The following is a 23404-nucleotide window of genomic DNA, read 5'->3' as shown; positions in this document are numbered from 1 at the left end:
ATTGGGTTGTCGCGGTTTTTTAAAGTTAATTATTAAGATTGGTAAAAGAGGCTGTCAGTGACTAGGGACGCTAAAAATCTCATCGTAGGGCTGGATATCGGCACCTCGAAAGTCGTGGCTGTAGTGGCCGACGTGACTGAGGATGGCGCACTGAATGTAGTGGGCATGGGTTCAGCATCGTCCAAAGGCCTGAAACGCGGTGTAGTCGTTGATATTGAAAAAACCGTGAATGCCATTCAGGCCGCATTGGGCGAAGCTGAATTAATGGCGGATTGCAAAATCAGCGAGGTGTATACCGGCATTGCGGGTAGCCACATCAAGAGCATGAATTCGCACGGCATGGTGGCCATTAAGGATAAAGAAGTGACCCAGCAGGATATCGACCGGGTCATTGAAACCGCTAGCGCGGTGAATATCCCGGCCGATCACCAAGTGCTGCATATTCTGTCGCAAGAATATGTAATCGATGGCCAAGAAGACGTAAAAGAGCCGCTGGGCATGTCTGGCGTGCGGCTGGAAGTGCGGGTACATATTGTGTCCGGTGCGGTGTCTGCCGTGCAAAACATCACCAAGTGCGTGCGCCGGTGCGGGCTGGAAATCGCCGAAGTGGTATTGCAACCACTGGCCAGCGCCCATGCCGTGTTGACCGATGACGAGCGCGACCTAGGCGTATGTCTGGTTGATATTGGCGGTGGTACCACCGATATGGCGGTATTTATTAATGGCGCCATTCGCCATACCGCGGTAATTCCTATTGCTGGCGATCAAATTACCAACGACATCGCCATGGCGCTGCGTACGCCGACTGGTGAGGCCGAAAACATCAAGATTCAATACGGTGTGGCTCTGCGCCATATGACCGATCCACAAACCATGATCGAAGTGCCAGGCGTCGGTGAGCGTGGTGCACGGCAAATGAGCCGCCATACCTTGGCTGAAGTGATCGAGCCACGGGTGGAAGAGCTGTATAGCTTTGTGCAGGCCGAATTACGCCGGGTAGGGCTGGAAGATCGTCTTTCCAGCGGGATTGTGATTACCGGTGGTGCGGCATTAATGCCGGGTATGTGTGAATTGGCAGAAGAAATTTTCCATATGCCAGTTCGATTAGGTTTACCCCGTTATGTGGGTGGTTTGGCGGAAGTGGTTAAAAATCCGCGCTATTCCACGGCGGTGGGTTTGTTGCTGGTTGCGCGGCAACAAATGCAGAAAATCCCTGGGCAAAGGGGTGATAAAGGCTCAATTGGAGACATTTTGGGTCGGATGAAGTCCTGGTTTCAAAATAACTTTTGAAATTTTCGGGTAAGCGGTAAAATCGGGTTAACAGGAGAGACAGCATGGCATTAACCATTGAAGTTCCAGAAGTATCCCATCACGTTAATATCAAAGTGATTGGCGTGGGCGGTGCAGGTTGCAACGCAATCAACAATATGATCGAACACCAATTACAAGGTGTTGAGTTCATTTCTAGTAATACCGATGCGCAGGTATTGAAATTATCCAAAGCGGATAATGTGGTTCAACTCGGTGTGCAATTAACCAAAGGTTTTGGCGCCGGTTGTAATCCAGAAATCGGTCGTCAGGCGGCTGAAGAAGATCGTGAGCATATTTCCGAATTAATCGCGGGCGCTGATCTGCTGTTTATTACCGCCGGTATGGGCGGTGGTACAGGTACTGGTGCGGCACCAGTGATTGCGCAAGTGGCCCGTGAAAAAGGCATTTTGACCGTTGGCGTGGTAACCAAGCCAGGTCTGGACGAGGGTGGTCGCCAGAAAGTGGCGCAAACCGGGATCGACGAGCTGTCACGCTATGTAGATTCACTGATCGTGGTATCAAACCAGAAACTGGAAGAAGTACTGGGTGATGACGTCACGATCGATGAAGCATTCCGCGCGGCGGATAATGTATTGCGCAATGCCGTGGGTTCTATCGTTGAGATCATCAACTACCCAGGTCTGATTAACGTTGACTTTGCCGACGTGAAAACCGTGATGCGTGAAATGGGCATGGCCATGATGGGTTCTGCTCACGCCACCGGCCCAGATCGCGCGATTCGTGCTACTGAAGAAGCCATCCGCTGCCCGCTGCTGGACAATATCAGCTTCAAAGGCGCGCGCGGCGTGCTGGTGAATTTCTCAACCGCTCCCGGCAAGCTGAAAAAATCAGAAACTCGCCAAGCGCTGGAAATCATCGAGTCGCATGTGGCTGATGGCGCCTTGGTTAAACACGGTGTGGTTTACGATCCAACGCTGGCTGAAGACGAAATCCGCGTGACTCTGGTCGCTACAGGCCTGGGTGGCGGCAGCAAAGATATGAATAAGCCACAGCTGTCAGTGGTCAGCAGTCAGGCTCTGAAAACCGGTACCGACAATGCCGGTTACGATGATGCCTACGATACTCCGGCTATCTGGCGTAACAACCGTCGCAGCGCCGCCAGCGATGCGCCGGCAGCCCGTCCGGCCATGTCGAATATTGATATGGATATTCCAGCCTTTTTGCGTCGTCAGGCAGACTGAGGCGCGGCCGTAAATAAACGGCGACTATCAGGATCATTGGTACGATTCATCCAGCTTTCTGCCCGAGGCTGCTAAAATTGTGCCGGTAACTGATGATCAAAAGGCAGAATGCCCATGTTTTTGCAACGCACTTTGAAAAGCACGATCCGCGCGACTGGCGTGGGGCTGCATTCTGGCGAAAAGGTGACCCTGACCTTGCGCCCCGCCCCGGCCGATCATGGGATTGTGTTCCAGCGCTCTGATTTGCCCGAGTCAAAGCCTTTCAAAGTGGGGCCTGAATTGGTGAACGACACGCGTCTCTCCTCCACGCTCGTCCAAGACGGCGTGCGTGTCGGCACCATCGAGCATCTGATGTCGGCGTTTGCCGGCCTTGGCATCGACAATGTGCTGGTCGATGTTGATGCGCCGGAAATGCCGATCATGGATGGTTCTGCTGCGCCGTTTATTTATTTGCTGCAAAGCGCCGGCGTGCGTGAATTGAATAAACCCAAGCAGTTTATTCGTGTGCTCCAGCCCGTGGAGGTGCACGATGGCGACAAATGGGTGAAATTCGAGCCGCACAATGGCTACAAAGTGGAACTGACCATCGACTTTCAGCACCCGGCTTTCAAAAAGTCGGCCCAAACCATCAGCATTGATTTTGCCAATACCAATTATGTGAGCGAAATTGCCCGCGCCCGCACTTTTGGTTTTATCCATGAAGTGGAATACCTGCGTGCCAATGGTTTAGCCCGCGGTGGCAATATGGATAATGCGGTGGTGATTGATGAATTTCGTGTGCTGAATGATGGCGGTTTGCGCTTTGAAGACGAGTTCGTCCGGCATAAAATTCTGGATGCCATTGGCGATCTGTATATCGTGGGCTACCCGCTGATCGCGGCGTTTTCCGGTTATAAATCCGGTCACGCCATGAATAATAAGCTGCTGCGCGCGTTGCTGGCGGATGAGCGCAACTATGAGCTGGTCAGCTTTAGCGATGATGATGAAGTGCCTTCTTCTTTCCACGATTTGCCGCCGCTGAGTATCTGACATGTTTGCCGTGTTACGCCTGCTGTTGGTGATTGCCTTGGTGGTAATCACTTATGCCGGCGTACGCTACAGCCGGGATCGGCAGCCGCACTGGCTGCGCCTGATCCGCGCCGTGTTGTATCTTCTGCTAAGCCTGACCTTGCTGGCCGGCATTGGCTTATTCATTGAACGCCTGTCTTTGAGTTAATCACCATGGCCTTACCCCGTTTCTTTGTCGCCCAGCCCTTAGCTTTGGGGGCGCAATTTGATTTGCCGGAAGGGGTGGCGCGGCATGTGCAAGTGGTGCGGATGCAGCCCGGCGAAATGGTGACCCTATTTAACGGTGAGGGCGGTGAGTATCAGGCGCAGATCACCGCGATGGGCAAGAAAACCGTGAGCGTGCAGGTGCAAACATTCGCCGAAGTGAATCGCGAATCGCCCTTGCGCCTAACCCTTGTGCAGGCGATTTCGGCGGCCGAGCGCATGGATTACACCGTGCAAAAGGCTGCTGAACTCGGCGTTACCGTGTTCCAGCCAGTGATTTCGCAATATTGCCAGCAGCGCTACAGCGGCGAGCGAGCGGAAAAACGCATCGCGCATTGGCAAGGCGTGGCGGCTAGCGCGGCCGAGCAATGTGGCCGCACCCGCCTAATGGAAATTCGCCCCATCATCACGCTGGCACAATATCTGCAGGCTGGGCTGCAAAGCGAATTAAATTTGCTGATGTGCCCAACCGGCGCGGTCCATCATTCCCTGCTGCCCGCCGCCGTGGCCAGTGCCACCGTACTGGTGGGGCCGGAAGGGGGGTATTCGCCTGAAGAGGACGAATCAGCTATTGCTGCAGGGTATACCCCGCTGATTTTAGGTCCGCGCATCTTCCGCACCGAAACCGTGGCACCGGTGATCGCTGGCTTGCTGCAATTACGCTATGGTGATTTTGCCTAGCTGCATGCACGGCGCTTTGTCATGGATTGCAGCGTATAATTGCCGCAAATCATTTTGCGCGCCGCCATGAATACCAACGCCCTCTACCGCCGCTTACTCACACATTTTCGCCCGTATCTGGGCGTGATCATTGCCACCATCATCTGCATGGCGCTGGCTTCCGCCTCGGAAGCGCTGTTGACGCTGCTGCTCAAACCCTTGATCGATCAGAATCTGGCCGGCGCCAGTGCGCTGGCTAAGCACGCGGCTTGGATTGTCCCTGCGCAATTATTCGGCTTGGCCATCATGCGCTTTGTCGGTAATTTCGGGAATGATTATGGCAATGCCTGGCTGGCGCAACGGGTGATGCGCGATTTTCGCGAGCGGATTTACGCCAAGCTGATGCGCCTGCCAACGCGCTATTTCGATCAAACATCCACCGGCGTTTTGCTCTCGCGCGTGACCTACGATGTAACCCAAGTGATGGAAGCCGGTACCTCCACCTTAACGGGGCTGGTGCGTGATGGGGTCGCGGTGATTGGGTTTCTGGCGGTGATGTTTTATTCCAGCTGGCAGCTCACCTTGTTCTGTCTGTTTTTGCTGCCGCTGGTGGCGCTGAGTATCCGCTTGGTAGCGAAGCGCCAGCGGCGGTTGGCGCGCGAAACCCAAGACAAAATGGGGGAGATGAATTCGCGGCTGGATGAATCCTTGTCGGGGCAGCGCATTGTGAAAGTGTTTGGTGGGCAAGACGTTGAAGTGCGCCGGTTTGCTGAAGTGAATAACCGCGTGATGCGCCTGGGGATTAAGCAGGGCATGATGGTGGCGGTGAATTCGGGCGTGATTGTGCTGCTGATTGGCCTCACGATTTCAGTGGTATTGTACTTTGCCAGCCTGCAGGCCCAAGCCGGGCAGCTCAGTGCCGGGTCGTTTATGTCGTTTATTGCGGCGATGGTGGCGATTCAAGGGCCGGTGCGTAACCTCACCAAAATCAATGAGCGTCTGCATCGCGGTCTGGCCGCGGCGGAGTCGATTTTTGCGCTGCTGGATGAAATTGAAGAACCCGACCAAGGCCGCCATCAGGTGGCCCGCGTGCGCGGTGAGCTGGAATTACGCCAGCTGCGCTTCTGGTATCAGCCCGAGCACAAACCGGCGCTGGATGGCATCGATTTGCAGGTGCAGCCCGGTCAGACGGTGGCCTTGGTGGGGCAATCTGGCAGTGGTAAGACCACGCTGGCCAATTTGTTGCCGCGCTTTTATGAGGCGAGCAGCGGTGAAATCCGGCTGGATGGCGTGCCGCTTGCGGATTATCAATTGGCCAATTTGCGCCAGCAGATCGCCTTGGTGAGTCAGGATATGGTGCTGTTTAATGACACCGTGACCGCCAATATTACTTATGGCGCTGGTGTCGTCGATATGGCCCGGGTACGCGCAGCGGCCGAGGCCGCGCACGCGCTGGAATTCATCGAAAAAATGCCACATGGCTTTGATGAAATGCTGGGTGAAAATGGCGGCCGCCTGTCGGGTGGGCAGCGCCAGCGCATGGCCATCGCCCGCGCGATCTACAAAGACGCGCCACTGCTCATTCTGGATGAAGCCACCAGCGCACTGGATACTGAATCGGAGCGCAAAGTGCAGGCCGCGCTCGAAAACCTGATGCAGGGCCGCACTACGCTGGTCATTGCCCACCGCCTTTCCACCATTGAAAAAGCTGATCTGATTGTTGTGATGCAAAACGGTCGCATTGTCGAGCGCGGAAGCCACGCCGAGCTGATCGCTCAGAGTGGCGTGTATGCGCAGATGCATGCGGTGCAGTTTGGTGCGGAAGTGGCTTAGGGGTATACGTTAGAAGCTATTCATCTGTCTTGCTTTGACGTTGATACCTGATCTAGGTATTGCAGTTTGATAAAGCGATAAAACGTCGTCTCGGCATTCATCAGCGCAATCAGAAAACCGGCGCGGCCATCGAGAAAACCGCGCTTCATGATGTAGGTACGAAGAAAGGCCCACAGGCCGCGCAGAATGGCGACCGGCAGGCTGGCCCGCTGGCCGCGCTGAAAGCGCTGCTGGGCGCCGGCGCTGGAGTAGGCATTGATTTTTTGCAGCACGGTTTCGTAGTCGTCATAGGAATAGTGCAGCAACTCACCGCTCAGCCGCCCTGCCTGACCGTTAAAGACCAGCTTTTCATGGACCAAATCGTCAGAGTAGTGCGCGGTATCGCGGCGAAATAGTCGTGCCACCCAATCCTTGTTCCAGCCGCTGTGGTGCACCCATTGCCCGCAGAAGCTAGAGCGGCGCAGCAGCTGCCAGACAGCGACTTCTTGCTGCTGCATGGCCTGTTGTATCGACTCTGCCAGCTCGGCGCTGACAATTTCATCGGCATCCAGTGCCAAAATCCAGTCGGTTTGCAGAGCCGCCAGCGCGCGGTTTTTCTGCGGGCCAAAGCCGGGCCAATCTGGGGTTTGGATAATGTGCGCGTTAAAGCGTGCCGCTATGGCCAGGGTGTTGTCGCTACTGCCGGAATCGACCACCACAATCTGGTCGGCCCAAGCCACAGCGGCTAAACAATCGGCCAAGTGGGCGGCGGCATTTTTGGTGATCAGGGCAATCCCTAGCGTGGGCATCGAATTCTCTGCGGGGGTAATGAGGCTGTTATAATCAGCGTTTGGGCGTTTTCATGCAAGGGATGCAAAGCTGAAATGAAAGTGAGCGGATTTACCTTTCTGCGTAATGGCTCCATGCTGGGTTATCCCTATGTCGAAAGCCTGCGCAGCCTGCTGTTGGTGTGTGACGAAGTCGTCGTGGCCGTCGGGCAGAGCGAAGATGATACGCTGGAACAAGTGCGCGCCATCAATGATCCTCGCATCCGGATTATCGAGACCGTCTGGAATGAAGGCATGGCCCAGCGGGGCTATGTGTATGCCCAACAGAAAATGATCGCTCAGTTTAACTGCACCGGCGACTGGGCTTTTTATCTCGAAGGCGATGAAGTCATTCATGAAGACGATGCCCCCAAGATACGTGCCGTGCTGGAGCAGCATCTGCACAATCAGCAGGTGGAAGCGATCGCCTTTGATTACCACCATTTTTATGGTTGCCCGGACCTCGTGGCCAAAAGCCCGGCCTGGTACCGCCAAGCCCCACGGATCATTCGCAACACGATTCGTAGCTGGGCACCCGATGGCTTATTCTGGGTGGTAATGGTTAAAAACAAAAAAGGCCGCTATCCACGTGCGGCCTTGGCCGGCTGCCCGATTTACCATTACGGGCATGTGCGCTCCGCTGAGAAAATGCAGGAAAAAAATCGCCAAGTGGCCAAATACTGGAGCCATGCGCCCAAAGCCCATGATTACTCGCAAATTGATGCCAGTATCCTGCAGACCTTTGCCGGCACTCATCCGCAATTAGTGCAGCAATGGCTACGCGAGTACGCCGAGCCTTCCTTCACGCCAGATCCTAGTTATCGCTTATCCAAGCGCGAGCGCCGCCATCACTGGATGATGAGATTGGAAAAGCTGCTAAAAAAAGATCTAACTAAAAAGCATTTTACGCTTGTTTAACTCAGCGGTAGCCATATTGAAATGCCCATAATCTTTTCAAGATTCTTTAATCTGGCAATAGGTGTCGTACTATTTCTTTTTCCGTTACTTATTCTAACGGTTAAAGGATCCTATAATTTTATTGCAACACTTATGCTGCTGCTGGGTTTGGGGTTTTGTGGAGTCAATCGGAAGTCAATTCGATTTGATAGAGAGGATTATATTTTCTTCGGCACCCTGCTGGCTTATCCGATCGTGCTGCTGCTAGCTGTATTGGTGCAAGGCGGGAAGTGGACGGCACTTGATTATCCTTGGCGGGTATTGGCTGTCATACCTATTGCTTTAATGGTTAAGGGGGTATCACGTCCAGCTCAATGTGCAACAAACTGGATATGGGGTTGGCAAGCTGGTGCCATAGTTACCGGTGTGGGGGCGCTTATTTATATGCACTGGTTAGGCTGGTGGAGGGTGGGCTCACATATTACCAATGAAATTCCGTATGGTCAGATAGCCGCAATTCTTGCGCTAGGAGCTTTTTTATTTGCTAGATTTTATCGGACCTACTTGTGGTTATTGCTGTCCTGCCTGGCGGGTCTTGGTGGGATTTATGCTTTAGCTGCGTCAGGTTCTCGAGGCGCATGGTTAGCTTTTATAGCGGCAGTTATTTTTTTTCTTGTACAATTATTAATTGCGAATCGCCGGCATTTAGTTATTGCGTGTGTCCTCACTTTGGCTTGCGGGTATGCTTTAAATTTTTCCACCTTTGTTCAGTCACGACTTGAAGCAATACACGCTGATGTCAATGCGTACAACCATGGCAATGCTGACACCTCAACGGGCGTTCGGCTAGATCTCTGGCGTTTGAGTGCCGAGATAGCTAAAGAGCACCCTCTTTTTGGTGCAGGACCGGGCCATTTCAAAGAGGCGTTAGCCCCCAAACTTGGCGAAAAACCCTTCCTTGCCAATTTTGCCCATGCGCATAGCCAATACTTTGATACCTTGGCCAACGCTGGTTTTATCGGCTTGGCCGGGCTGCTCGTTTCGTTTCTGGCGCCTCTGGTTTTATTCTGGGGTCGGCTGCGCTCTAATCAGCGCTTGGAACGCGTGTTTGCCTTGCAAGGCTGTGGTTTGATTATCGTTTCTATGGTGGCATGCCTCACCCAGCCACTGTATGCACACAACATCAGTGTCATTTTCTATTTCATTTGTTTGAGTGTGTGTTGGGGCTTTTCCTCGGCAAATGCAGTCCCTGCCCATCGATTAGAGGGTGGCATGGAATGAGTCATTTGCGAGTTGCGCTAGTGATCGATCAGCGAGTCCCCGTGCTGAAATATGGCGGTACTGAGCGGATGGTCACCTGGATTGCGCAACAGCTCCTGGTGGCCGGGCATCAACTCATTCTCGTGGCGCCGCAAGGTTCTGCTCTCGCTGGCGCTCTGCATTGGCAGGCGAATACCGAGGCTGAGGCGCGGCAAATCCTGCAAGCGCGACAGTGTGAATTCGATATCGTGCATCTACATGGCTGGCATGCCGCAGGCTTGGGCTTGCCAGCGCTATCCACGCTACATGGTAATCTGCAAGCAGGGGAGGCATTTCCGATCCCCAATTGGGTGTGCATCAGTGCCGATCATGCACAGCGTCATGGCCGTTCCACTTATGTGCATAATGGCCTGCCGATTGATGAGTATCCATTCGCGAGCGCACCTTCTCGCCAGGCTTTGTTCTTTTCCAAGGTCAAGCGCAAAAGCAAAGGTGCCGCCAGAGCCCTAGCATTAGCACGAAAGTACAACTGGCAGCTTGATGTCGCAGGCGGATCTCGCTTTGATCTGATTAAAGCAGGTGGCTTGTTTGATAGCTTTTCCCACCAGATTCACTTTCACGGCGAGGTGGGGGGGCTCCAAAAGCTGGCGCTCTTGCAGCAAGCCCAATTTATGCTGTTTCCGATTGAGTGGGAGGAGCCGTTTGGGTTGGCGGTGGTTGAATCCATGCTGTGCGGTACCCCGGTCCTGGCCACACCACGTGGCTCGATGCCCGAATTGGTACGGCCAAGCGTTACGGGTCAGCTGTGCCAGTCCGATGCGGATTTTGCGCTGGCTGCCGAATCGGTTCAAAATATAGATCGTTTGCAATGCCGCGAATATGCGGCCGAGCATTTCTCAATCGCGCGTTGCGTAGAGCGTTACCTTGCGCTGTATCAGCGTGTGCTGCAAGGTGAAGTACTACCTTAATCCGCTTATCTCCGCTTTGCCAAAGGCCATGTATGTCTACCAATAGTGTCGGGATCGTTACTCCGCACAAGTTTGAATTTACAGACCCCATCACCCTCTCCTCTGGCGCGGTGCTGCCGCGCTACGAGCTAATGGTCGAAACCTATGGCAGCTTGAATGCCGATAAGTCCAACGCCATTCTGATTTGCCATGCGCTGTCTGGTCATCATCATGTGGCGGGTAAGCATGCCGAGACCGATAAGGTGGCGGGCTGGTGGGACAATATGGTGGGGCCGGGCAAGCCGATTGATACCAATCGTTTTTTCGTGATTGGCCTGAATAATCTCGGTGGCTGCCATGGCTCAACCGGGCCATCAAGTATCAACCCCGAAACCGGTCAGCCGTATGGCTCGAGCTTTCCGGTGGTGCTGGTGCGCGATTGGGTTGAAACGCAGGCGCGTCTGGCCGATCGCTTGGGGATTCAGCAGTTTGCGGCTGTCATTGGCGGCAGTTTGGGTGGCATGCAGGCGCTGCGCTGGTCGATTACTTACCCTGAGCGCGTGCGCCATGCCCTGGTGATCGCGTCTGCGCCCAAGCTCACCGCGCAAAATATCGCGTTTAACGATGTGGCCCGCCAGGCGATTATTACCGACCCGGAGTTTCACGGCGGCGATTACTACCAGCATGAAGTGGTGCCGCGGCGTGGCCTGCGCTTGGCGCGGATGCTGGGGCATATCACTTATCTGTCGGATGATGGCATGGGCGAGAAATTTGGCCGCATGCTGCGCAGTGGCGAATACAAGTACGGCTTTGAGGTCGAATTCGAGATCGAATCGTATCTGCGCTATCAGGGGGATAAATTTTCCACCCGCTTTGATGCCAATACCTATTTGCTGATGACCAAGGCGCTGGATTATTTCGACCCAGCGCGCCATTACGGCGGCTCGCTGGCGCAGGCGATGCGGCAGGCGCAAGCCAAGTTTCTGGTGGTTTCCTTTACCTCGGATTGGCGTTTTGCCCCGTCGCGTTCGCGCGAAATTGTGAAAGCCTTGCTTGATGCCGATCGCAGTGTGTCGTATGCCGAAATCGAATCGCAGCACGGGCACGATGCGTTCCTGATGGAAGACGCACCGTATATGGCCGTGATGCGCGCCTATCTGAATAACGTGGCGAAGGAGATCGCATAATGGCTACCGCGTTGACACTGCGCCCCGACTTACAACACATTGCCGCGCAAATCCCCGCTGGCGCGCGGGTACTGGATCTGGGCTGCGCCGAAGGCGATCTGCTGGCTTGGCTGCAAGCGCATAAAAACGTGCGCGGCATTGGCGTGGATGTGGATGTTAATTCCATCGTCGCCTGCGTAGAAAAAGGCCTGAATGTCATTCAGGCCGACCTCGAAACCGGCTTGCAAAGCTTTGAAGATGGCAGCTTTGATTACGTGGTGCTCTCGCTCACGATTCAGGCCATGCACAATATTGAGCTGATCCTGCAAGAAATGCTGCGGGTGGGCAAAGTTGGGCTGGTTACCTTCCCGAACTTCGGTTTCTGGGAAAACCGCTGGCAGATTCTGCTCGGGCGCATGCCGGTATCGGAAACCATTCCCTACGAGTGGTACAACACGCCCAATATCCATTTCTGCACCGTGCACGATTTTGCCCGCCTGCTCGGTAAGCTAGGCATGCAGGTGGAACAGCAAATCGTGCTGCATCAGGGCGAGCGGGTGGAATTCTGGCCGAATCTGCTCGGTAGCTTGGCGCTGGTGCAATTTAGCCCGGCCCAATAGCCTTGCGTTAAGCACAATACCGGATTGGTGTATGGCCCGCAGAGGCATATGCTGCTTGTTTTTCAGTCGTATACCCAGGGGTAAAGATGGAGCAAGTTCGATTCGGCATCATCGGGGCGGGCCAGATCGCCGCCCGCTTTGTCGCAGGGCTGGCCGAAGTGCCGGCCGCCAAAGCGGTGGCCGTGTGCAATCGTAGCCCGGCCAAAGCCCGGCAATTTGCGGCCGTGCACCACATTGCCCAGGTATTTGATACCCCGGAAGAACTACTCGCCAGCGACATCGATGCGGTTTACATCGCTACGCCTCACCCCAGCCACGCGGCACTGAGCATCGCTGCGCTGCGGGCGGGCAAGGCGGTGCTGTGTGAAAAGCCGGCGGCCGTCACGCTGGCGGAGCTTGATGCCGTCTTGGCCGTCGCCCGCGACACGGCTTGCCTGTATATGGAAGCCATGAAGCCGCCGTTTTTCCCGCTTTACCAAACCTTGCGTGAGCGCATTGCTGCCGGCGCAATTGGCGAGCTGCGCTTTGTGCGCGCCGGCTTTGCCAATCTGGTGCCCAATGCCTATGTGCCGGCCAGCCATGCCGTGCTCGACCCGGCCCAGGCCGGTGGTGGCCTGCTGGATATCGGCATTTACAGTGCGTTTTTGGCGGTGAACTGGCTGGGGGAAGCTGCGCAAATTCAGACTTTAGGTCGCGTAGGCAGTACTGGCGTCGATGGCTTTGCCAGCCTGCAAGTACAACACGCACAGGGCATTAGTCAGCTCTACTGCGGGTTAGATTGCGCCGGCAGTGGCGAAGCGCTACTGGGCGGCACGGCGGGGCATATCGTGCTGCACGAGAAATGGTGGAATCCCACCAGCGCTACGCTGGTCAACGCCTTTGGCGAACGAGAAACCCTCACCTTGCCGGTGCAAGGTAGCGGCCTGAATTACGAAACCGCGCATTTTTGCGCCTTGCTGCAAGCCGGCGAGCGCGAAAGCCCGATCTTGCCGCACGCCAAAACCCGCGCCGCACTCGCCATGGTGCTGGCCGCGCGCGAGGCGGTGCTGGGGTATACGCCAGAAAGTCATATTTAATCAGGATTAGCGCAGGATACCCATGAAAGACTATTTGCTTGACGAGCGCATCATCAAAAAAATCGCCACCGGCCACGGCAGCTGCCTGGCCAGCGACGAAATTACCGTTGAGGGCTATCCCGTTGGCCTGATGTACCGCGAAAAACCGACCAAAGACGGCGATAGCGGCTGGCGCTTTTTCTCGGGCACCGAAGATCAGAAATACTTAAACAATCCGAAAAATCACAGCGAATTCGATGTGAATGTCATCGCCAATTACGATGCCAGCATTATCCCGCTGCTTGCCTCGCCGGTCGGTAGTGTGTTCGAGCGCTTTGTAAAAAGCGAAAACGATGATGAATTCAAACCGGTGACGGATTGGTCGCCCTTAGATTAATCTACGGTTAGAACGCTATTTTTCAGTCTTATACAGGAGAGCTTATGCTCCAGATCACCAGCCATTTCGATTCCGGTTCGATTGATGTGATTGATGCCACCGACGCCGCCAATATCCGCCTGAATTTGCGGCCGGATAATGCCGCCGATTTTGCGCAGTGGTTTCACTTTCGCCTCTCCGGCGCGCGCGATGTCGATTGCACCTTAAAGATCGAAAACGCGGGGCAGAGTGCGTATCCGGATGGCTGGGTGGATTATCAGGCGGTGGCCTCGTATGACCGTGAGCACTGGTTTCGCGTCGAGACCGAGTTTGATGGGCAAACCCTGACAATTAAACACACGCCGCACACCGATGTGATGTGGTTTGCCTATTTCGAGCCCTACAGCTGGGAGCGTCATCAAACCTTACTGGGCAATGCCGTGACTGCAGCGCCATGGGTGAAGCTGGAGCAGCTGGGCGTGACGCCGGATGGGCATGATTTTGATTTGCTGCGGGTGGGCATTCAGAAAGGCTATTACGGCATCAATAAGAAAAAAATCTGGGTAACGGCGCGCCAGCATCCGGGCGAGAGCATGGCCGAATGGTTTGTGGAAGGCCTGCTGGAAACGCTGCTTGATCCGCAAAACCCCATCGCGCGGGCCTTGCTGGAAAAGTGCGTGTTTTACGTGGTACCGAATATGAATCCGGATGGTAGTGTGCGCGGCAATTTGCGCACCAATGCGCTGGGCGCCAATCTGAACCGCGAATGGCAAACGCCAACGCTGGAGCGCAGCCCCGAAGTGTATTGGGTGCGCGAGAAAATGCAGCAAGTGGGTGTGGATGCCTTTTTTGATATTCATGGCGACGAGAGTATTCCGCATAATTTTGTGGCGGGCTGTGAAAGCAACCCCTCGTTCTCCTGCCGGCAGCATGATCTGCAAGAAGCGTTCAAACAGGCATGGCTGGCTGCTAGCCCGGATTTTCAGGTGGAACACGGCTACGAAGTCGGCAAATTTGGCCCGGAGACACTGACTTTAGGCACCAACTGGGTCGGGGATCATTTTGATTGCCTTGCCTACACGGTGGAAATGCCCTTTAAAGACACCGCCAATCGGCCGCTGCCCGAGGTGGGCTGGAATGGCGAGCGCTCAACGCAATTGGGCGCCAGTTTACTGGCGGCGCTGTACGCCATCTTGCCGCAGCTCTAAGCGCGGTACTGCCAGAGATACCGGCGCTGCGGCGCCGGTTTTGCATTGATCTGGCACAAGCTTGCGCCAAGCCCGGCGGGGCAAGAATTTGCCTTGGCAAGCGGCGGCTTTGGGCGTAAGTTGAAGTTCTGTTCTTGGCTGGAGTCGGGCATGCTCAATCCGTTTGAAACTGCGAGCGTTACCTTTGCCACCCCGCTGGCGATGCTGGTGGCCTGCCATGATCGGGTGCGCCACTATGCGGCGCTGACCCGTACCCTCGTGACTCATCTGGAGCAACACGGCGCCGATGCGGCCGCGATTGCCGGCGCGCAATCCATACTGCGCTATTTTGATGTGGCCGCGCCGCTGCATCATCAGGATGAAGACGAAGACCTGTTTGCCGCCATGCTGCCGCTGGCTGATCCCACCCTGCGCGCGCACATCGAAGCCATCATGGCCGAGCACGACACGCTGGGGGCCTTGTGGCAAGAAGTGCGACAGGCCTTGTTGGCCGTGGTCGCGGGCGATGATAACCAGCTCACGCATGCGCTGGCCGCCCGCTTTGCCCAGCTGTATCCGGCCCATGCGCTGCGCGAGGAAGAAGACATTTACCCTTACGCCAAAGTGCTGCTGGATGAAGCCACCCTGGCTGAGTTAGGCCGGCGGATGGCGGCACGGCGCGGGCAGCGTTAACTGCCGGCGTTTTTCTCCTGCACCACAATCCGATATTCGCGCACATCCAGCGGCTCGGTCTCGCCGCCTTGCCACGGTTTGCGATACACAAAGCGCAGCGTGGCTTCACCGCTGTCTTTGGCCTGAAAGCGCCAGATGGTATCGCCGATCACCGGCCGCGCCTGTGGATCACGCGGGATAAATTTCCAATCCTGCGTCATGGTCAGCGGCGCCGCGGCGGGCGGCTCGTAAAACCACAGATAGCCAGTGCTGGGGCTAGACGGCAGCTTCACCGTCAGGGTTTCACGCGGCTGTAGTTTGATCTCTTGCTGGTGTTCCAGCTGGGTGACTAGCTGCTCGGCCATGGCCACTGGGCTGGCGCACAGGCCGGCCAGCAGCAGGCCGCCAAGAGGGCGTCGTAAATCCAACATCACCATGCTCCGCTTAAACCGAGGAGCTTTCATGCTACGGGGGCGGCGGGTGAGGGCGCTGTTAATAAATCCCCGCGCAGGGCGTTAAAAATTACACGGCTATGGGTATGCCTTTAAAGTCATTATTCATCATGGCTTTTGTGGCTATACCTTGAGTGAGTATGGGCGAAAAAAGACCGGCGCTCGGCCGGTCTGTCGCGCAGCAGGGCGGAGTTTAGCCCAAACGACGGCGGAATAAATCGAACGCCAGCTGATAGCCCAGCAGCGCCAATTGCGGGTCATAACGATCACCTTCGTCACGCATAAAGGCGTGCGGGCCATTGAATTCATGCCAAGTGAAGGTTTTGTCGGCGGCAACCAAAGCCTGATATACCTGCGCGCGGCCAGCCGCCGGAATATGTGGGTCTTGCTTGCCCCAGATCATCAGCAGCTCGCCGCTGATTTCCGCCAGTCGTTCCATGCTGTGTTGGCCGGGCAGATTGGGGATGACATTGGTGTGCAGGTCGGTGGCGTAGAAACACGCGGTGGCTTTGATTTCCGGCTGCAGTGCAGCGCGGAAAGCCAGATGGCCGCCAATGCAGAAACCCATCGCGCCAAAATCGCCGCTATGCCAAGGCTGCTGTTTCACCCAGGCGATCATCGCCGCATTGTCGGTATCGTAGCCTTCGACCGATTTGGCCATTTTGTCGGCATTGCCTTTATCGCGGCCGGCGTCGTCATACGCCAATACGGTGCCAATGGGGTTCAGCTCATGGAATACTTCCGGCACCAGCACGTTATAGCCGTGGCCGGCGATGATTTTCGCCGCGCGCTCGATCGGGCCGGTTTGCTGGAAAATCTCGGAATAAAACAGAATCGTTGGGTATTGGCCCGCTTCGGCTGGGCGGTGCACATAAGTGCGCATCACGCCGGTCGGGGTGGCCAGATCGGTGATTTCGCTTTTGATCATCATGAGTGCAATTTCCTGCAAAAAAGGGAATAAAAAACGCCCTCGGATCAGAGGGCGTATCGGCATGGATTACTTGGTGAGCTTTTCCAGTGCTTCGCGGTATTTCGCCGCGGTTTTTTCCGCTACTTCGGCGGGCAGGGCCGGGGCTGGCGGGGTTTTATCCCAGCCGGTAGTTTCCAGCCAATCGCGCACGAATTGTTTGTCGTAGCTTGGTGGGTTGGTGCCGGGCTGGTATTGGTCGGCAGGCCAGAAGCGGCTGCTGTCAGGCGTCAGCGCTTCGTCCATCAGGCACAGCACGCCATTTTCATCGAGGCCGAATTCAAATTTGGTGTCGCCGATGATAATGCCGCGGGTGGCGGCGTATTCGCTGGCGGTTTTGTACAAGAGGATCGCGGTATCGCGCACTTTGGCGGCCAATTCGGCGCCCAAGATTTCTTCGCATTGTGCGTAGCTGATGTTCTCGTCGTGATCGCCCACTGCCGCTTTGGTCGATGGCGTGAAGATCGGCTCTGGCAGTTTGTCGGCCTCAACTAGGCCGGCTGGCAACTGGATACCGCACACAGTACCTTGCTGTTTGTATTCTTTCCAGCCGCTGCCAGCGATATACCCCCGTACAATCGCTTCTACCGGCACCGGTTTCAGGCGTTTGCACACCACGGCGCGGCCTTCGACTTGCGGGCGGTCGGCGGCGGAAACCACGTCTTCGGGTTGATCGCCGGTGAAGTGGCTAGGCACCACGTCTTTGAGCAGGTCGAACCAGAAATTGGAGATCGAAGTCAGGATCTTGCCTTTTTCCGGAATCGGCTCGGCCAGAATCACGTCAAACGCCGACAGGCGATCGGTGGCGATCATCAGCATGCGCTGGTCGTCAATTTCGTACAGATCGCGCACTTTGCCCGAGTAGATTTTTTTCAGGCTGGTGAGATTGGTGGAAGTCAGGCCGCTCATCATTGCTCCAGAAGCGTGGTGGATCACCACTAGGACGAATCAAGGCGGTATTTTGCCTGAATCGCCGCGCTTTGCCTATTTACGCGGCGCTTGAGCCGCCCAGCGCAAGGCTATTTTCAGTCGGCTCGGGGCAAGGCTGCGGGCTGCCGGTATGGCGCACCAGCCGATAGACTTTCACCCCTTCATTGCGATGATCGAGCCGGGTTTCCCAGCCTTCGCTGCGAAAGCCTAGCGCGTGGTAAAAATCGTAGGCGCCCTGATTATTGGCAAAGCAGATGGTGGCCATTTCGCTGCAGCGGTGGCGCTCTTGCGCGATGGTGGTGAGCGCGCAGACCAGATAGCGGGCCACACCCATGCGGCGGGCGCGTGGATTAACGATCAGATGGCCAATCCAGGCGCGGCCTTGGTGTTTGGCGTTATACAGGCTGGCATAGCCCAGCACATGCTCGTCATTACAGACCACAAAGCCGTCTTCATGGCCGGCCAAGTGCTGCAAGAGTTTCAGCGGTTCTGCCGGCCATTCGGCGCGGGGAAACAGAAAACGCAATTCGGTCGGCGTTTGCGGCCAGCTCACGATCAGGCTGAGATCATCCAGCGTGGCCCGGCGCAAGCGGTAACGGGGAGCGTTCATAAGCAATGACGATAGTTTGTCAGCAAAACAACCATCTTAGCGGAATGTTGTCAGCAAGGTGAAATTATTTGCCCGCGGCGCTGGCAGTGGCGGCGCGGCGCGAGTGAGGGCGATGATGCAGTCTGGGGTATTGCCCATGCCGTCTTTGCTAGACTGGCTTGGCGAGCAATACCCGTGACAGATGGTGGCCGTGGTGGCCGCTTACAGTGTTTCTTTGATGGCGCGGGCTTGCTCTAGCGCGTCTTCGGCGGTGGCGGCCAAGACATTGTAGTGGCCCATTTTCCGGCCCGGCCGCGCCATCTTTTTGCCATACAGATGCAGCTTGGCATTCGGCGCGGTGAGCAGCACATCCCAACGTGGCTCGGCCCCCTCTTCGCCCCACACATCGCCCAGCAGATTCACCATCACGGTGGGCTGCAGCAGATCGGGTTTGCCCGGGTACAGCCCGCACATGGCGCGCACTTGCTGCTCAAACTGGCTGGTCAGCGTCGCGTCTAGCGTGTAGTGGCCCGAGTTATGCGGGCGTGGCGCCATTTCATTGATCACCAGCGCATCACCTTCCAGCACGAAAAATTCCACCGCCATCACGCCGATGTAGTCGAGTTTTTCGGCCAGCGTCATCGCCATGGCGCGCGCGCGTTCGGCGACTTCGGGCTTCACCCGGGCCGGCACGATCGAGACATCGAGAATGCCATCGACGTGCTCGTTTTCTGCCACTGGAAAGCTCACCACTTCATTGGCGCGAGTGCGGGTCACAATCACCGACACCTCGGCCGCCAAGGGCAGCATTTTTTCCAGCACACAGGGCTGATGCTTCATTTCGGCATGCGCAAAACGTGCCTCTTCCGCGGTTTTCACCCGCACCTGGCCTTTGCCGTCGTAGCCTAAACGCGCGGTTTTCAGGATGCCGGGCAGATAGGGCGCGAGGTCGCCTTCCAGGCTGGCGGCGTTTTTGACTGCCAGAAACGGCGCGGTATCCAGGCCCGCGTCGCGGATAAAGGTTTTCTCGGCGATGCGGTCTTGCGCAATGGCGACGCAATCGCCGGATGGCGAAACCGGCACACCTTGGGCGGCCAGCCAGCGCATCGAGTCGGCATTCACATTTTCAAATTCGGTGGTGATGGCCGCACAATGCTCCGCCATGTACTGCAGCGCTGCTGGATCGGTAAACGATTTGCACAGATGGACATCCGCAAAATCCGCCGCGGGGGCGTGTTGGTCCGGGTCGAGCACGGTCACGCGGTAGCCCATGGTTTTGGCTGCCGTGGCGAACATGCGGCCCAGCTGGCCGCCGCCCAAAATGCCCAGCATCGCCGGGGGCAAAATAGGGGTTGTCGCTTTATTGCTCATCGTTGTCTTCCTTCCATTGCAGTCTTGCTTTAAAAGCCTGGTGGCGGGCAAATCCCCATTGCCCAAAGCCGTATATCCCGCCAGCGATCATCGCCATTGGGTTTGCAGCCCATACCCCCTCAATCCAGTTGGGATAAGTGCCGCTGTAATGCCAAAGTGCCGCCAACAGCAGGGAACAGGTCAGTCCCCAAAATAAACAGCCCTTGACCAGTATGTAATACCAGCAAGGGCGTAGATCGGTAGGCGGTGTGCGATCGATCATTCGACAGCGGGTAATTCCATGGCCAGCACGGTTTGTCTCTGGCTTTCGCGGAAATCATTCAGCTGTTGCGCCAGTGCTGGGTTGCTACCGGCCAGCATCGCCACGGCAAACAGGCCGGCATTGGCAGCGCCCGCTTCACCAATCGCGAAGGTGGCCACCGGAATGCCTTTGGGCATTTGCACGATCGACAACAGCGAATCTTCGCCGCGCAGATATTTGGAGGGCACAGGCACACCCAAGACTGGCACGGTGGTTTTCGCGGCCAACATACCTGGCAAATGGGCTGCACCGCCGGCGCCAGCAATAATGCAGGTCAGGCCGCGGGCTGCCGCTTCTTCGGCATATTGAAACAACAAATCCGGGGTGCGGTGGGCCGATACCACTTTGCATTCAAACTCGACGCCAAAGGCTTTCAGCTGCTTGGCTGCGTGTTGCATCACTTCCCAATCGCTATTGCTACCCATTACTACGCCGACTTGAACCATCGCCGTGAACTCCAAACGCAAAAGCGGTCAATTTTACCGAAAAAACAAGTCGTTCCGATAGGGGTTTGGACAAAAGGTGCTGCCTTGTATCAGGAAAATTACCTACAGTATTAGCGTTGACTAATATTTGCGACTGGGGCAATATCTTGTCATACAGCTAGTCTGCATGTGGCTGTAGTGTTTCATTTCCATCCTATGTCTTACTGAGCGCCATTTCGATTCGTCGAACTGGCGTTTTTTTTGCCCGAAAGTTGCGCGTTGCTTGGTTTTGCCAGCACGATCCTGCTAAATTGAAGCTTCATTGCCAATGAGGTGCGATTTGATGCGGTCTTGCGGCGGCCTTTGCTGGCCTGTGTGGCGCCCAGCCCCTGCGTGCTGGATGCGTCGCCCTGCGGATGTGATCTATGCGTAGCTTCGGCCCGCTCTCGCGCTATCTATTTGGCCGCATCCTGTTTTACAGCCTGTTGCTGTCCTTGCTCACCAGCCTCGTGAACGGCTGGGTGGCGTATCAGGATGGCTTGGCGCGCCAGCGCGCCCAAGTGCAATCGGTGATCACCGCCTACCAAAACAGCCTGACCAAAGCGATTTGGGAAGTCGATTACGAATCCGCCCATATCCAGCTACAGGGCTTATCCCGTTTTCCGGCGATTTTGTCCGCGCGTATTGTCAGTGCCGGCCCCAAGCTCGAATACCGCAAAAAAGACGCCAATCAGCAGCAAATCACCGAGCTCAAGGTGTACTCGCTGCAAATGCCCAAGGCCAATCAATCGCTAGGCACTTGGGAAATCCGCCTGGATCGCGAATTACTGCGGCAGGAAGTCTGGCGCGAAGCGCTGCGCTTTGCCTGGATTGTGAGTATTGAACTCTTTCTGATTGCCTTTCTGATTTTTCTATTATTCCGCCGCAATATTTCACTGCCAATTCAGGCTTTGTCGGAGCACGTGCAGCGGATGGACGAGACCCGGCTGGCGATTTCGGCCCCCTTGCCCGAAGAAAAACATCGGCATGAAATTCACGAGCTAGCGGATGGGGTAACCCGGCTGCAGCATGATTTGCTGGCGCAATTTGCGCTGCGCGATGCCAATGCCCGCGAGCTGGCCGAACACCGCGATCAGCTGAATCAGATTTTGCTGCAGCAAGAACATCAGCTGGATGTGGTGGTGCAGCAGATGGCCGATGGTAGCGCGGTGATTAGCGGGCAGGGGCGAATCTTGTTTGCCAACCCGGCGTGGTCCGCGATGCTCAATTGCGGTTCGCCGCAGGCGGTGGTGGGCTTCTGGCCTTTACAATGGCTACTCAAGCCCGGCTGGAGCAATATTCAGGGGCGCTTGCTGCAAACCGATACCTTGCTGGGTGAATATCTGCTGCTGAATCGTCGTGATGCGCAAAGCTTACCGGTAGAGGCCAGCTTTTCGGTGCTGGAGCGCGATATGGATGGCGTGCCGGTGCGGATTCAGATCATGGTGCGGGATTTGTCGTCCCGGCTGGAAACCGAACGGGTATTGATTGCTGCCAAAGAAGCCGCGCTGATGGCCAGCCAGACCAAATCGGCCTTTTTGGCCAATATGAGCCACGAAATCCGCACGCCTTTGAATGCGGTGCTGGGTTTTTCTAGCCTGTTGGCCGAAACCGATCTTGATGCCGAGCAGCAGCAATATATTCAGAATATCCGTCACTCCGGCACCGCCTTGCTGACCTTGCTGAATGATATTCTGGATTTTTCCAAGATCGAAGCGGGGCAGCTGCAGCTGGAAAATATCGAGTTTGATCTGCGCCGGCTGCTGGAAGACACGCAAGACATCATTGCCGCCCAGGCCCAGCACAAGGGCTTGGAGCTTCTGTGCCTGGTGGATGCGTCTGTACCGCTGCAAGTCAATGGCGACCCTAGCCGCCTGCGGCAGATTTTGCTCAATCTACTCAATAACGCAGTGAAATTCACGCCCAAGGGCGAGATCATTACCCGTGCCCGCTTGGTGCAGCGCCACGGCGAGCAGGCGCGCATTCGCATCGAAGTAGCCGATCAGGGGATCGGCATTGCCCCCGAGGTGCAAAACCAGCTGTTTCAGCCTTTCCATCAGGCGGATGTCTCAACCACCCGCCGCTTTGGCGGTACCGGCCTGGGCTTATCGATTTGCCGGCGGCTGGTGGAGGCCATGCAAGGCGAGATTGGCGTAAGCAGTGAAGTTGGGCAGGGGGCGCAATTCTGGTTTGAAATCGAGCTGGGCTTACCGGCCAAGCGCGCCAGTTCGCCCACTCCTGCCGCGCTACATGGGCGGCAAATCGCGCTGTTGGCTACATCCATCACCGGCCGGCATAAATTACAGGCTGATCTACTGCAAATGGGCTGCGTGGTGCGCAGCTATGCCGACGAAGCCAGTCTGCTGACCGGCATAGCCGCTACGCCGCCGGAGCTGGTGCTGGTGGATCTATTATTGGGCGTGAGTTTGCCGGTGCATTTGCCGGCGCGGATTCACGCCGTGGCCGGCTGTGCGCAGGTGCCGGTGGTGCTCTCGGTTGCCCAAGGGGTGCAAGGGCAGGGCGCACAAGCCGATGAGGCTGGCTTTGCCGCCTATTTAAGCAAACCGATTCATTTTGAAGCCTTGGAGCAATGCCTCGCCCATGCCTTGCAACCCGAGCAGGCCGGCGAACAGGGCGGACTGCTGACCGTGCACAAGGTTGCCGAGCTGGCGGCCAAAGCCCGCCGTCATGTCTTGCTGGTAGAAGACAACCCGATGAATCAGAAAGTCGGCGTGCTGATGCTGGAAAAACTCGGCTGCCGGGTGGATTTAGCCAGCGATGGGGTGCAGGCGGTGCGCGCGGTGCAGCTGCATGACTATGATCTGGTGCTGATGGATTGCCAGATGCCCGAGCTGGATGGTTTTGACGCGACCCGGCAGATCCGCGCGCTCGGCGGCCGCTATCAGCAGCTGCCAATCGTGGCGCTGACTGCAAATGCCTTTGCCGAAGATCGCGAGCAATGCTTTAGCGCCGGCATGAATGACTTTATGACCAAACCGGTGCAGATCGAAGCCTTGCAAACGGTACTAATTCAATGGGTGCGCCCCAAAGTGCAAGTGTAAATCG

24 protein-coding genes are annotated in these 23404 nt (G+C 56.2%); 16 read left to right on the top strand and 8 right to left on the bottom strand.

Annotated features, from left to right (window positions below; genetic code table 11):
• Nucleotides 1-57 precede the first annotated feature (57 nt).
• The 6 genes from ftsA to msbA all read left to right on the top strand — a co-directional run bounded on the left by ftsA (nt 58) and on the right by msbA (nt 6278).
• Entirely contained in the window at nt 58-1290 is a 1233-nt protein-coding gene (gene ftsA, locus QV747_RS07505) for a cell division protein FtsA (protein ID WP_197053864.1), read from the top strand.
• A 44-nt stretch (nt 1291-1334) separates the two neighbouring features.
• Nucleotides 1335-2513: a cell division protein FtsZ gene (gene ftsZ, locus QV747_RS07500; protein WP_051258975.1), complete on the top strand. Its 1179-nt coding sequence runs from the start codon at nt 1335-1337 to the stop codon at nt 2511-2513.
• A 114-nt stretch (nt 2514-2627) separates the two neighbouring features.
• Complete coding sequence (lpxC, locus tag QV747_RS07495) at nt 2628-3542, top strand: UDP-3-O-acyl-N-acetylglucosamine deacetylase (RefSeq protein WP_028450227.1); 915 nt, start codon at nt 2628-2630, stop codon at nt 3540-3542.
• Nucleotide 3543: 1 nt separating this feature from the next.
• Nucleotides 3544-3729 (top strand): hypothetical protein, encoded by a 186-nt coding sequence (locus tag QV747_RS07490; protein WP_273430146.1) that lies wholly within the window; start codon nt 3544-3546, stop codon nt 3727-3729.
• Between the two features lie 5 nt (nt 3730-3734).
• The gene (locus QV747_RS07485) at nt 3735-4466 is read left to right on the top strand and encodes a 16S rRNA (uracil(1498)-N(3))-methyltransferase (RefSeq protein ID WP_273430145.1); all 732 of its coding nucleotides are present in this window, start codon (nt 3735-3737) and stop codon (nt 4464-4466) included.
• Between the two features lie 66 nt (nt 4467-4532).
• Complete coding sequence (gene msbA / locus QV747_RS07480; protein WP_273430144.1) at nt 4533-6278, top strand: lipid A export permease/ATP-binding protein MsbA; 1746 nt, start codon at nt 4533-4535, stop codon at nt 6276-6278.
• A 20-nt stretch (nt 6279-6298) separates the two neighbouring features.
• Here the strand turns inward: msbA and QV747_RS07475 are convergent, their stop codons facing one another.
• The gene (locus QV747_RS07475) at nt 6299-7066 is read right to left on the bottom strand and encodes a glycosyltransferase family 2 protein (protein WP_273430143.1); all 768 of its coding nucleotides are present in this window, start codon (nt 7064-7066) and stop codon (nt 6299-6301) included.
• Between the two features lie 75 nt (nt 7067-7141).
• On the opposite strand from QV747_RS07475, the gene QV747_RS07470 reads away from it, so the two are divergent.
• The 9 genes from QV747_RS07470 to QV747_RS07430 all read left to right on the top strand — a co-directional run bounded on the left by QV747_RS07470 (nt 7142) and on the right by QV747_RS07430 (nt 15285).
• On the top strand, nt 7142-8002 hold the full coding sequence (locus tag QV747_RS07470) for a glycosyltransferase (RefSeq protein ID WP_273430142.1): 861 nt from the start codon (nt 7142-7144) through the stop codon (nt 8000-8002).
• 21 nt (nt 8003-8023) lie between these two features.
• A complete protein-coding gene (locus QV747_RS07465; protein WP_273430141.1) occupies nt 8024-9262 on the top strand; it encodes an O-antigen ligase in 1239 nt (412 codons plus the stop codon).
• Nucleotides 9259-10209 (top strand): glycosyltransferase, encoded by a 951-nt coding sequence (locus tag QV747_RS07460; protein WP_273430140.1) that lies wholly within the window; start codon nt 9259-9261, stop codon nt 10207-10209. Before QV747_RS07465 ends, QV747_RS07460 begins: the two co-directional genes overlap by 4 nt.
• 32 nt (nt 10210-10241) lie before the next feature.
• Nucleotides 10242-11375 carry a homoserine O-acetyltransferase gene (locus QV747_RS07455; RefSeq protein ID WP_273430139.1) on the top strand — a complete coding sequence of 378 codons (1134 nt, stop codon included), beginning with the start codon at nt 10242-10244 and terminating at the stop codon, nt 11373-11375.
• Nucleotides 11375-11974: a methionine biosynthesis protein MetW gene (gene metW / locus QV747_RS07450; protein WP_047394995.1), complete on the top strand. Its 600-nt coding sequence runs from the start codon at nt 11375-11377 to the stop codon at nt 11972-11974. The genes QV747_RS07455 and metW overlap by 1 nt, the downstream gene beginning before the upstream one ends.
• 86 nt (nt 11975-12060) lie before the next feature.
• Nucleotides 12061-13050 carry a Gfo/Idh/MocA family protein gene (locus tag QV747_RS07445; protein ID WP_273430138.1) on the top strand — a complete coding sequence of 330 codons (990 nt, stop codon included), beginning with the start codon at nt 12061-12063 and terminating at the stop codon, nt 13048-13050.
• A gap of 22 nt (nt 13051-13072) precedes the next feature.
• Complete coding sequence (locus QV747_RS07440) at nt 13073-13426, top strand: DUF2185 domain-containing protein (protein ID WP_273430137.1); 354 nt, start codon at nt 13073-13075, stop codon at nt 13424-13426.
• A 44-nt stretch (nt 13427-13470) separates the two neighbouring features.
• Nucleotides 13471-14613: a M14-type cytosolic carboxypeptidase gene (locus QV747_RS07435; protein ID WP_047395003.1), complete on the top strand. Its 1143-nt coding sequence runs from the start codon at nt 13471-13473 to the stop codon at nt 14611-14613.
• Nucleotides 14614-14763: 150 nt separating this feature from the next.
• Nucleotides 14764-15285: a hemerythrin domain-containing protein gene (locus tag QV747_RS07430; RefSeq protein ID WP_273430136.1), complete on the top strand. Its 522-nt coding sequence runs from the start codon at nt 14764-14766 to the stop codon at nt 15283-15285.
• Here the strand turns inward: QV747_RS07430 and QV747_RS07425 are convergent.
• From QV747_RS07425 to purE, 7 genes are all read right to left on the bottom strand, one after another.
• Nucleotides 15282-15695: a protease inhibitor I42 family protein gene (locus tag QV747_RS07425; protein WP_052190811.1), complete on the bottom strand. Its 414-nt coding sequence runs from the start codon at nt 15693-15695 to the stop codon at nt 15282-15284. The two genes, QV747_RS07430 and QV747_RS07425, sit on opposite strands and share 4 nt — an antisense overlap.
• Nucleotides 15696-15909: 214 nt before the next feature.
• Complete coding sequence (locus QV747_RS07420; RefSeq protein ID WP_273430135.1) at nt 15910-16647, bottom strand: dienelactone hydrolase family protein; 738 nt, start codon at nt 16645-16647, stop codon at nt 15910-15912.
• A 66-nt stretch (nt 16648-16713) separates the two neighbouring features.
• The gene (locus tag QV747_RS07415) at nt 16714-17592 is read right to left on the bottom strand and encodes a phosphoribosylaminoimidazolesuccinocarboxamide synthase (protein ID WP_273430134.1); all 879 of its coding nucleotides are present in this window, start codon (nt 17590-17592) and stop codon (nt 16714-16716) included.
• Between the two features lie 79 nt (nt 17593-17671).
• On the bottom strand, nt 17672-18223 hold the full coding sequence (locus QV747_RS07410; protein ID WP_273430133.1) for a GNAT family N-acetyltransferase: 552 nt from the start codon (nt 18221-18223) through the stop codon (nt 17672-17674).
• 201 nt (nt 18224-18424) lie between these two features.
• On the bottom strand, nt 18425-19573 hold the full coding sequence (locus QV747_RS07405; RefSeq protein WP_273430132.1) for a 5-(carboxyamino)imidazole ribonucleotide synthase: 1149 nt from the start codon (nt 19571-19573) through the stop codon (nt 18425-18427).
• Nucleotides 19563-19835, bottom strand: coding sequence for a hypothetical protein (locus tag QV747_RS07400; RefSeq protein ID WP_273430131.1), 273 nt, complete (start codon nt 19833-19835; stop codon nt 19563-19565). The genes QV747_RS07405 and QV747_RS07400 overlap by 11 nt, the downstream gene beginning before the upstream one ends.
• Nucleotides 19832-20320, bottom strand: a complete 489-nt coding sequence (purE, locus tag QV747_RS07395; protein ID WP_273430130.1) for a 5-(carboxyamino)imidazole ribonucleotide mutase — start codon at nt 20318-20320, stop codon at nt 19832-19834. The genes QV747_RS07400 and purE overlap by 4 nt, the downstream gene beginning before the upstream one ends.
• A gap of 404 nt (nt 20321-20724) precedes the next feature.
• Here purE and QV747_RS07390 point away from each other — a divergent pair, with 404 nt between their 5' ends.
• Nucleotides 20725-23400: a response regulator gene (locus QV747_RS07390; protein ID WP_273430129.1), complete on the top strand. Its 2676-nt coding sequence runs from the start codon at nt 20725-20727 to the stop codon at nt 23398-23400.
• Nucleotides 23401-23404 lie beyond the last annotated feature (4 nt).

The organism is uncultured Chitinibacter sp., from assembly GCF_945957625.1.
Classification (GTDB): domain Bacteria; phylum Pseudomonadota; class Gammaproteobacteria; order Burkholderiales; family Chitinibacteraceae; genus Chitinibacter; species Chitinibacter tainanensis.
Note: the sequence above shows the minus strand (reverse complement) of the source record. Positions and strands in the feature narration are given on the sequence as shown.

Bases quoted from the DNA above. Each gene is read 5' to 3' on its own strand.
- ftsZ (WP_051258975.1), top strand. From the start codon at position 1,335: ATGGCATTAACCATTGAAGTTCCAGAAGTATCCCATCACGTTAATATC.
- lpxC (WP_028450227.1), top strand. From the start codon at position 2,628: ATGTTTTTGCAACGCACTTTGAAAAGCACGATCCGCGCGACTGGCGTG.
- QV747_RS07490 (WP_273430146.1), top strand. From the start codon at position 3,544: ATGTTTGCCGTGTTACGCCTGCTGTTGGTGATTGCCTTGGTGGTAATC.
- QV747_RS07485 (WP_273430145.1), top strand. From the start codon at position 3,735: ATGGCCTTACCCCGTTTCTTTGTCGCCCAGCCCTTAGCTTTGGGGGCG.
- msbA (WP_273430144.1), top strand. From the start codon at position 4,533: ATGAATACCAACGCCCTCTACCGCCGCTTACTCACACATTTTCGCCCG.
- QV747_RS07475 (WP_273430143.1), bottom strand. From the start codon at position 7,066: ATGCCCACGCTAGGGATTGCCCTGATCACCAAAAATGCCGCCGCCCAC.
- QV747_RS07470 (WP_273430142.1), top strand. From the start codon at position 7,142: ATGAAAGTGAGCGGATTTACCTTTCTGCGTAATGGCTCCATGCTGGGT.
- QV747_RS07465 (WP_273430141.1), top strand. From the start codon at position 8,024: ATGCCCATAATCTTTTCAAGATTCTTTAATCTGGCAATAGGTGTCGTA.
- QV747_RS07460 (WP_273430140.1), top strand. From the start codon at position 9,259: ATGAGTCATTTGCGAGTTGCGCTAGTGATCGATCAGCGAGTCCCCGTG.
- QV747_RS07455 (WP_273430139.1), top strand. From the start codon at position 10,242: ATGTCTACCAATAGTGTCGGGATCGTTACTCCGCACAAGTTTGAATTT.
- metW (WP_047394995.1), top strand. From the start codon at position 11,375: ATGGCTACCGCGTTGACACTGCGCCCCGACTTACAACACATTGCCGCG.
- QV747_RS07445 (WP_273430138.1), top strand. From the start codon at position 12,061: ATGGAGCAAGTTCGATTCGGCATCATCGGGGCGGGCCAGATCGCCGCC.
- QV747_RS07440 (WP_273430137.1), top strand. From the start codon at position 13,073: ATGAAAGACTATTTGCTTGACGAGCGCATCATCAAAAAAATCGCCACC.
- QV747_RS07435 (WP_047395003.1), top strand. From the start codon at position 13,471: ATGCTCCAGATCACCAGCCATTTCGATTCCGGTTCGATTGATGTGATT.
- QV747_RS07430 (WP_273430136.1), top strand. From the start codon at position 14,764: ATGCTCAATCCGTTTGAAACTGCGAGCGTTACCTTTGCCACCCCGCTG.
- QV747_RS07425 (WP_052190811.1), bottom strand. From the start codon at position 15,695: ATGTTGGATTTACGACGCCCTCTTGGCGGCCTGCTGCTGGCCGGCCTG.
- QV747_RS07420 (WP_273430135.1), bottom strand. From the start codon at position 16,647: ATGATGATCAAAAGCGAAATCACCGATCTGGCCACCCCGACCGGCGTG.
- QV747_RS07415 (WP_273430134.1), bottom strand. From the start codon at position 17,592: ATGAGCGGCCTGACTTCCACCAATCTCACCAGCCTGAAAAAAATCTAC.
- QV747_RS07410 (WP_273430133.1), bottom strand. From the start codon at position 18,223: ATGAACGCTCCCCGTTACCGCTTGCGCCGGGCCACGCTGGATGATCTC.
- QV747_RS07405 (WP_273430132.1), bottom strand. From the start codon at position 19,573: ATGAGCAATAAAGCGACAACCCCTATTTTGCCCCCGGCGATGCTGGGC.
- QV747_RS07400 (WP_273430131.1), bottom strand. From the start codon at position 19,835: ATGATCGATCGCACACCGCCTACCGATCTACGCCCTTGCTGGTATTAC.
- purE (WP_273430130.1), bottom strand. From the start codon at position 20,320: ATGGTTCAAGTCGGCGTAGTAATGGGTAGCAATAGCGATTGGGAAGTG.
- QV747_RS07390 (WP_273430129.1), top strand. From the start codon at position 20,725: ATGCGTAGCTTCGGCCCGCTCTCGCGCTATCTATTTGGCCGCATCCTG.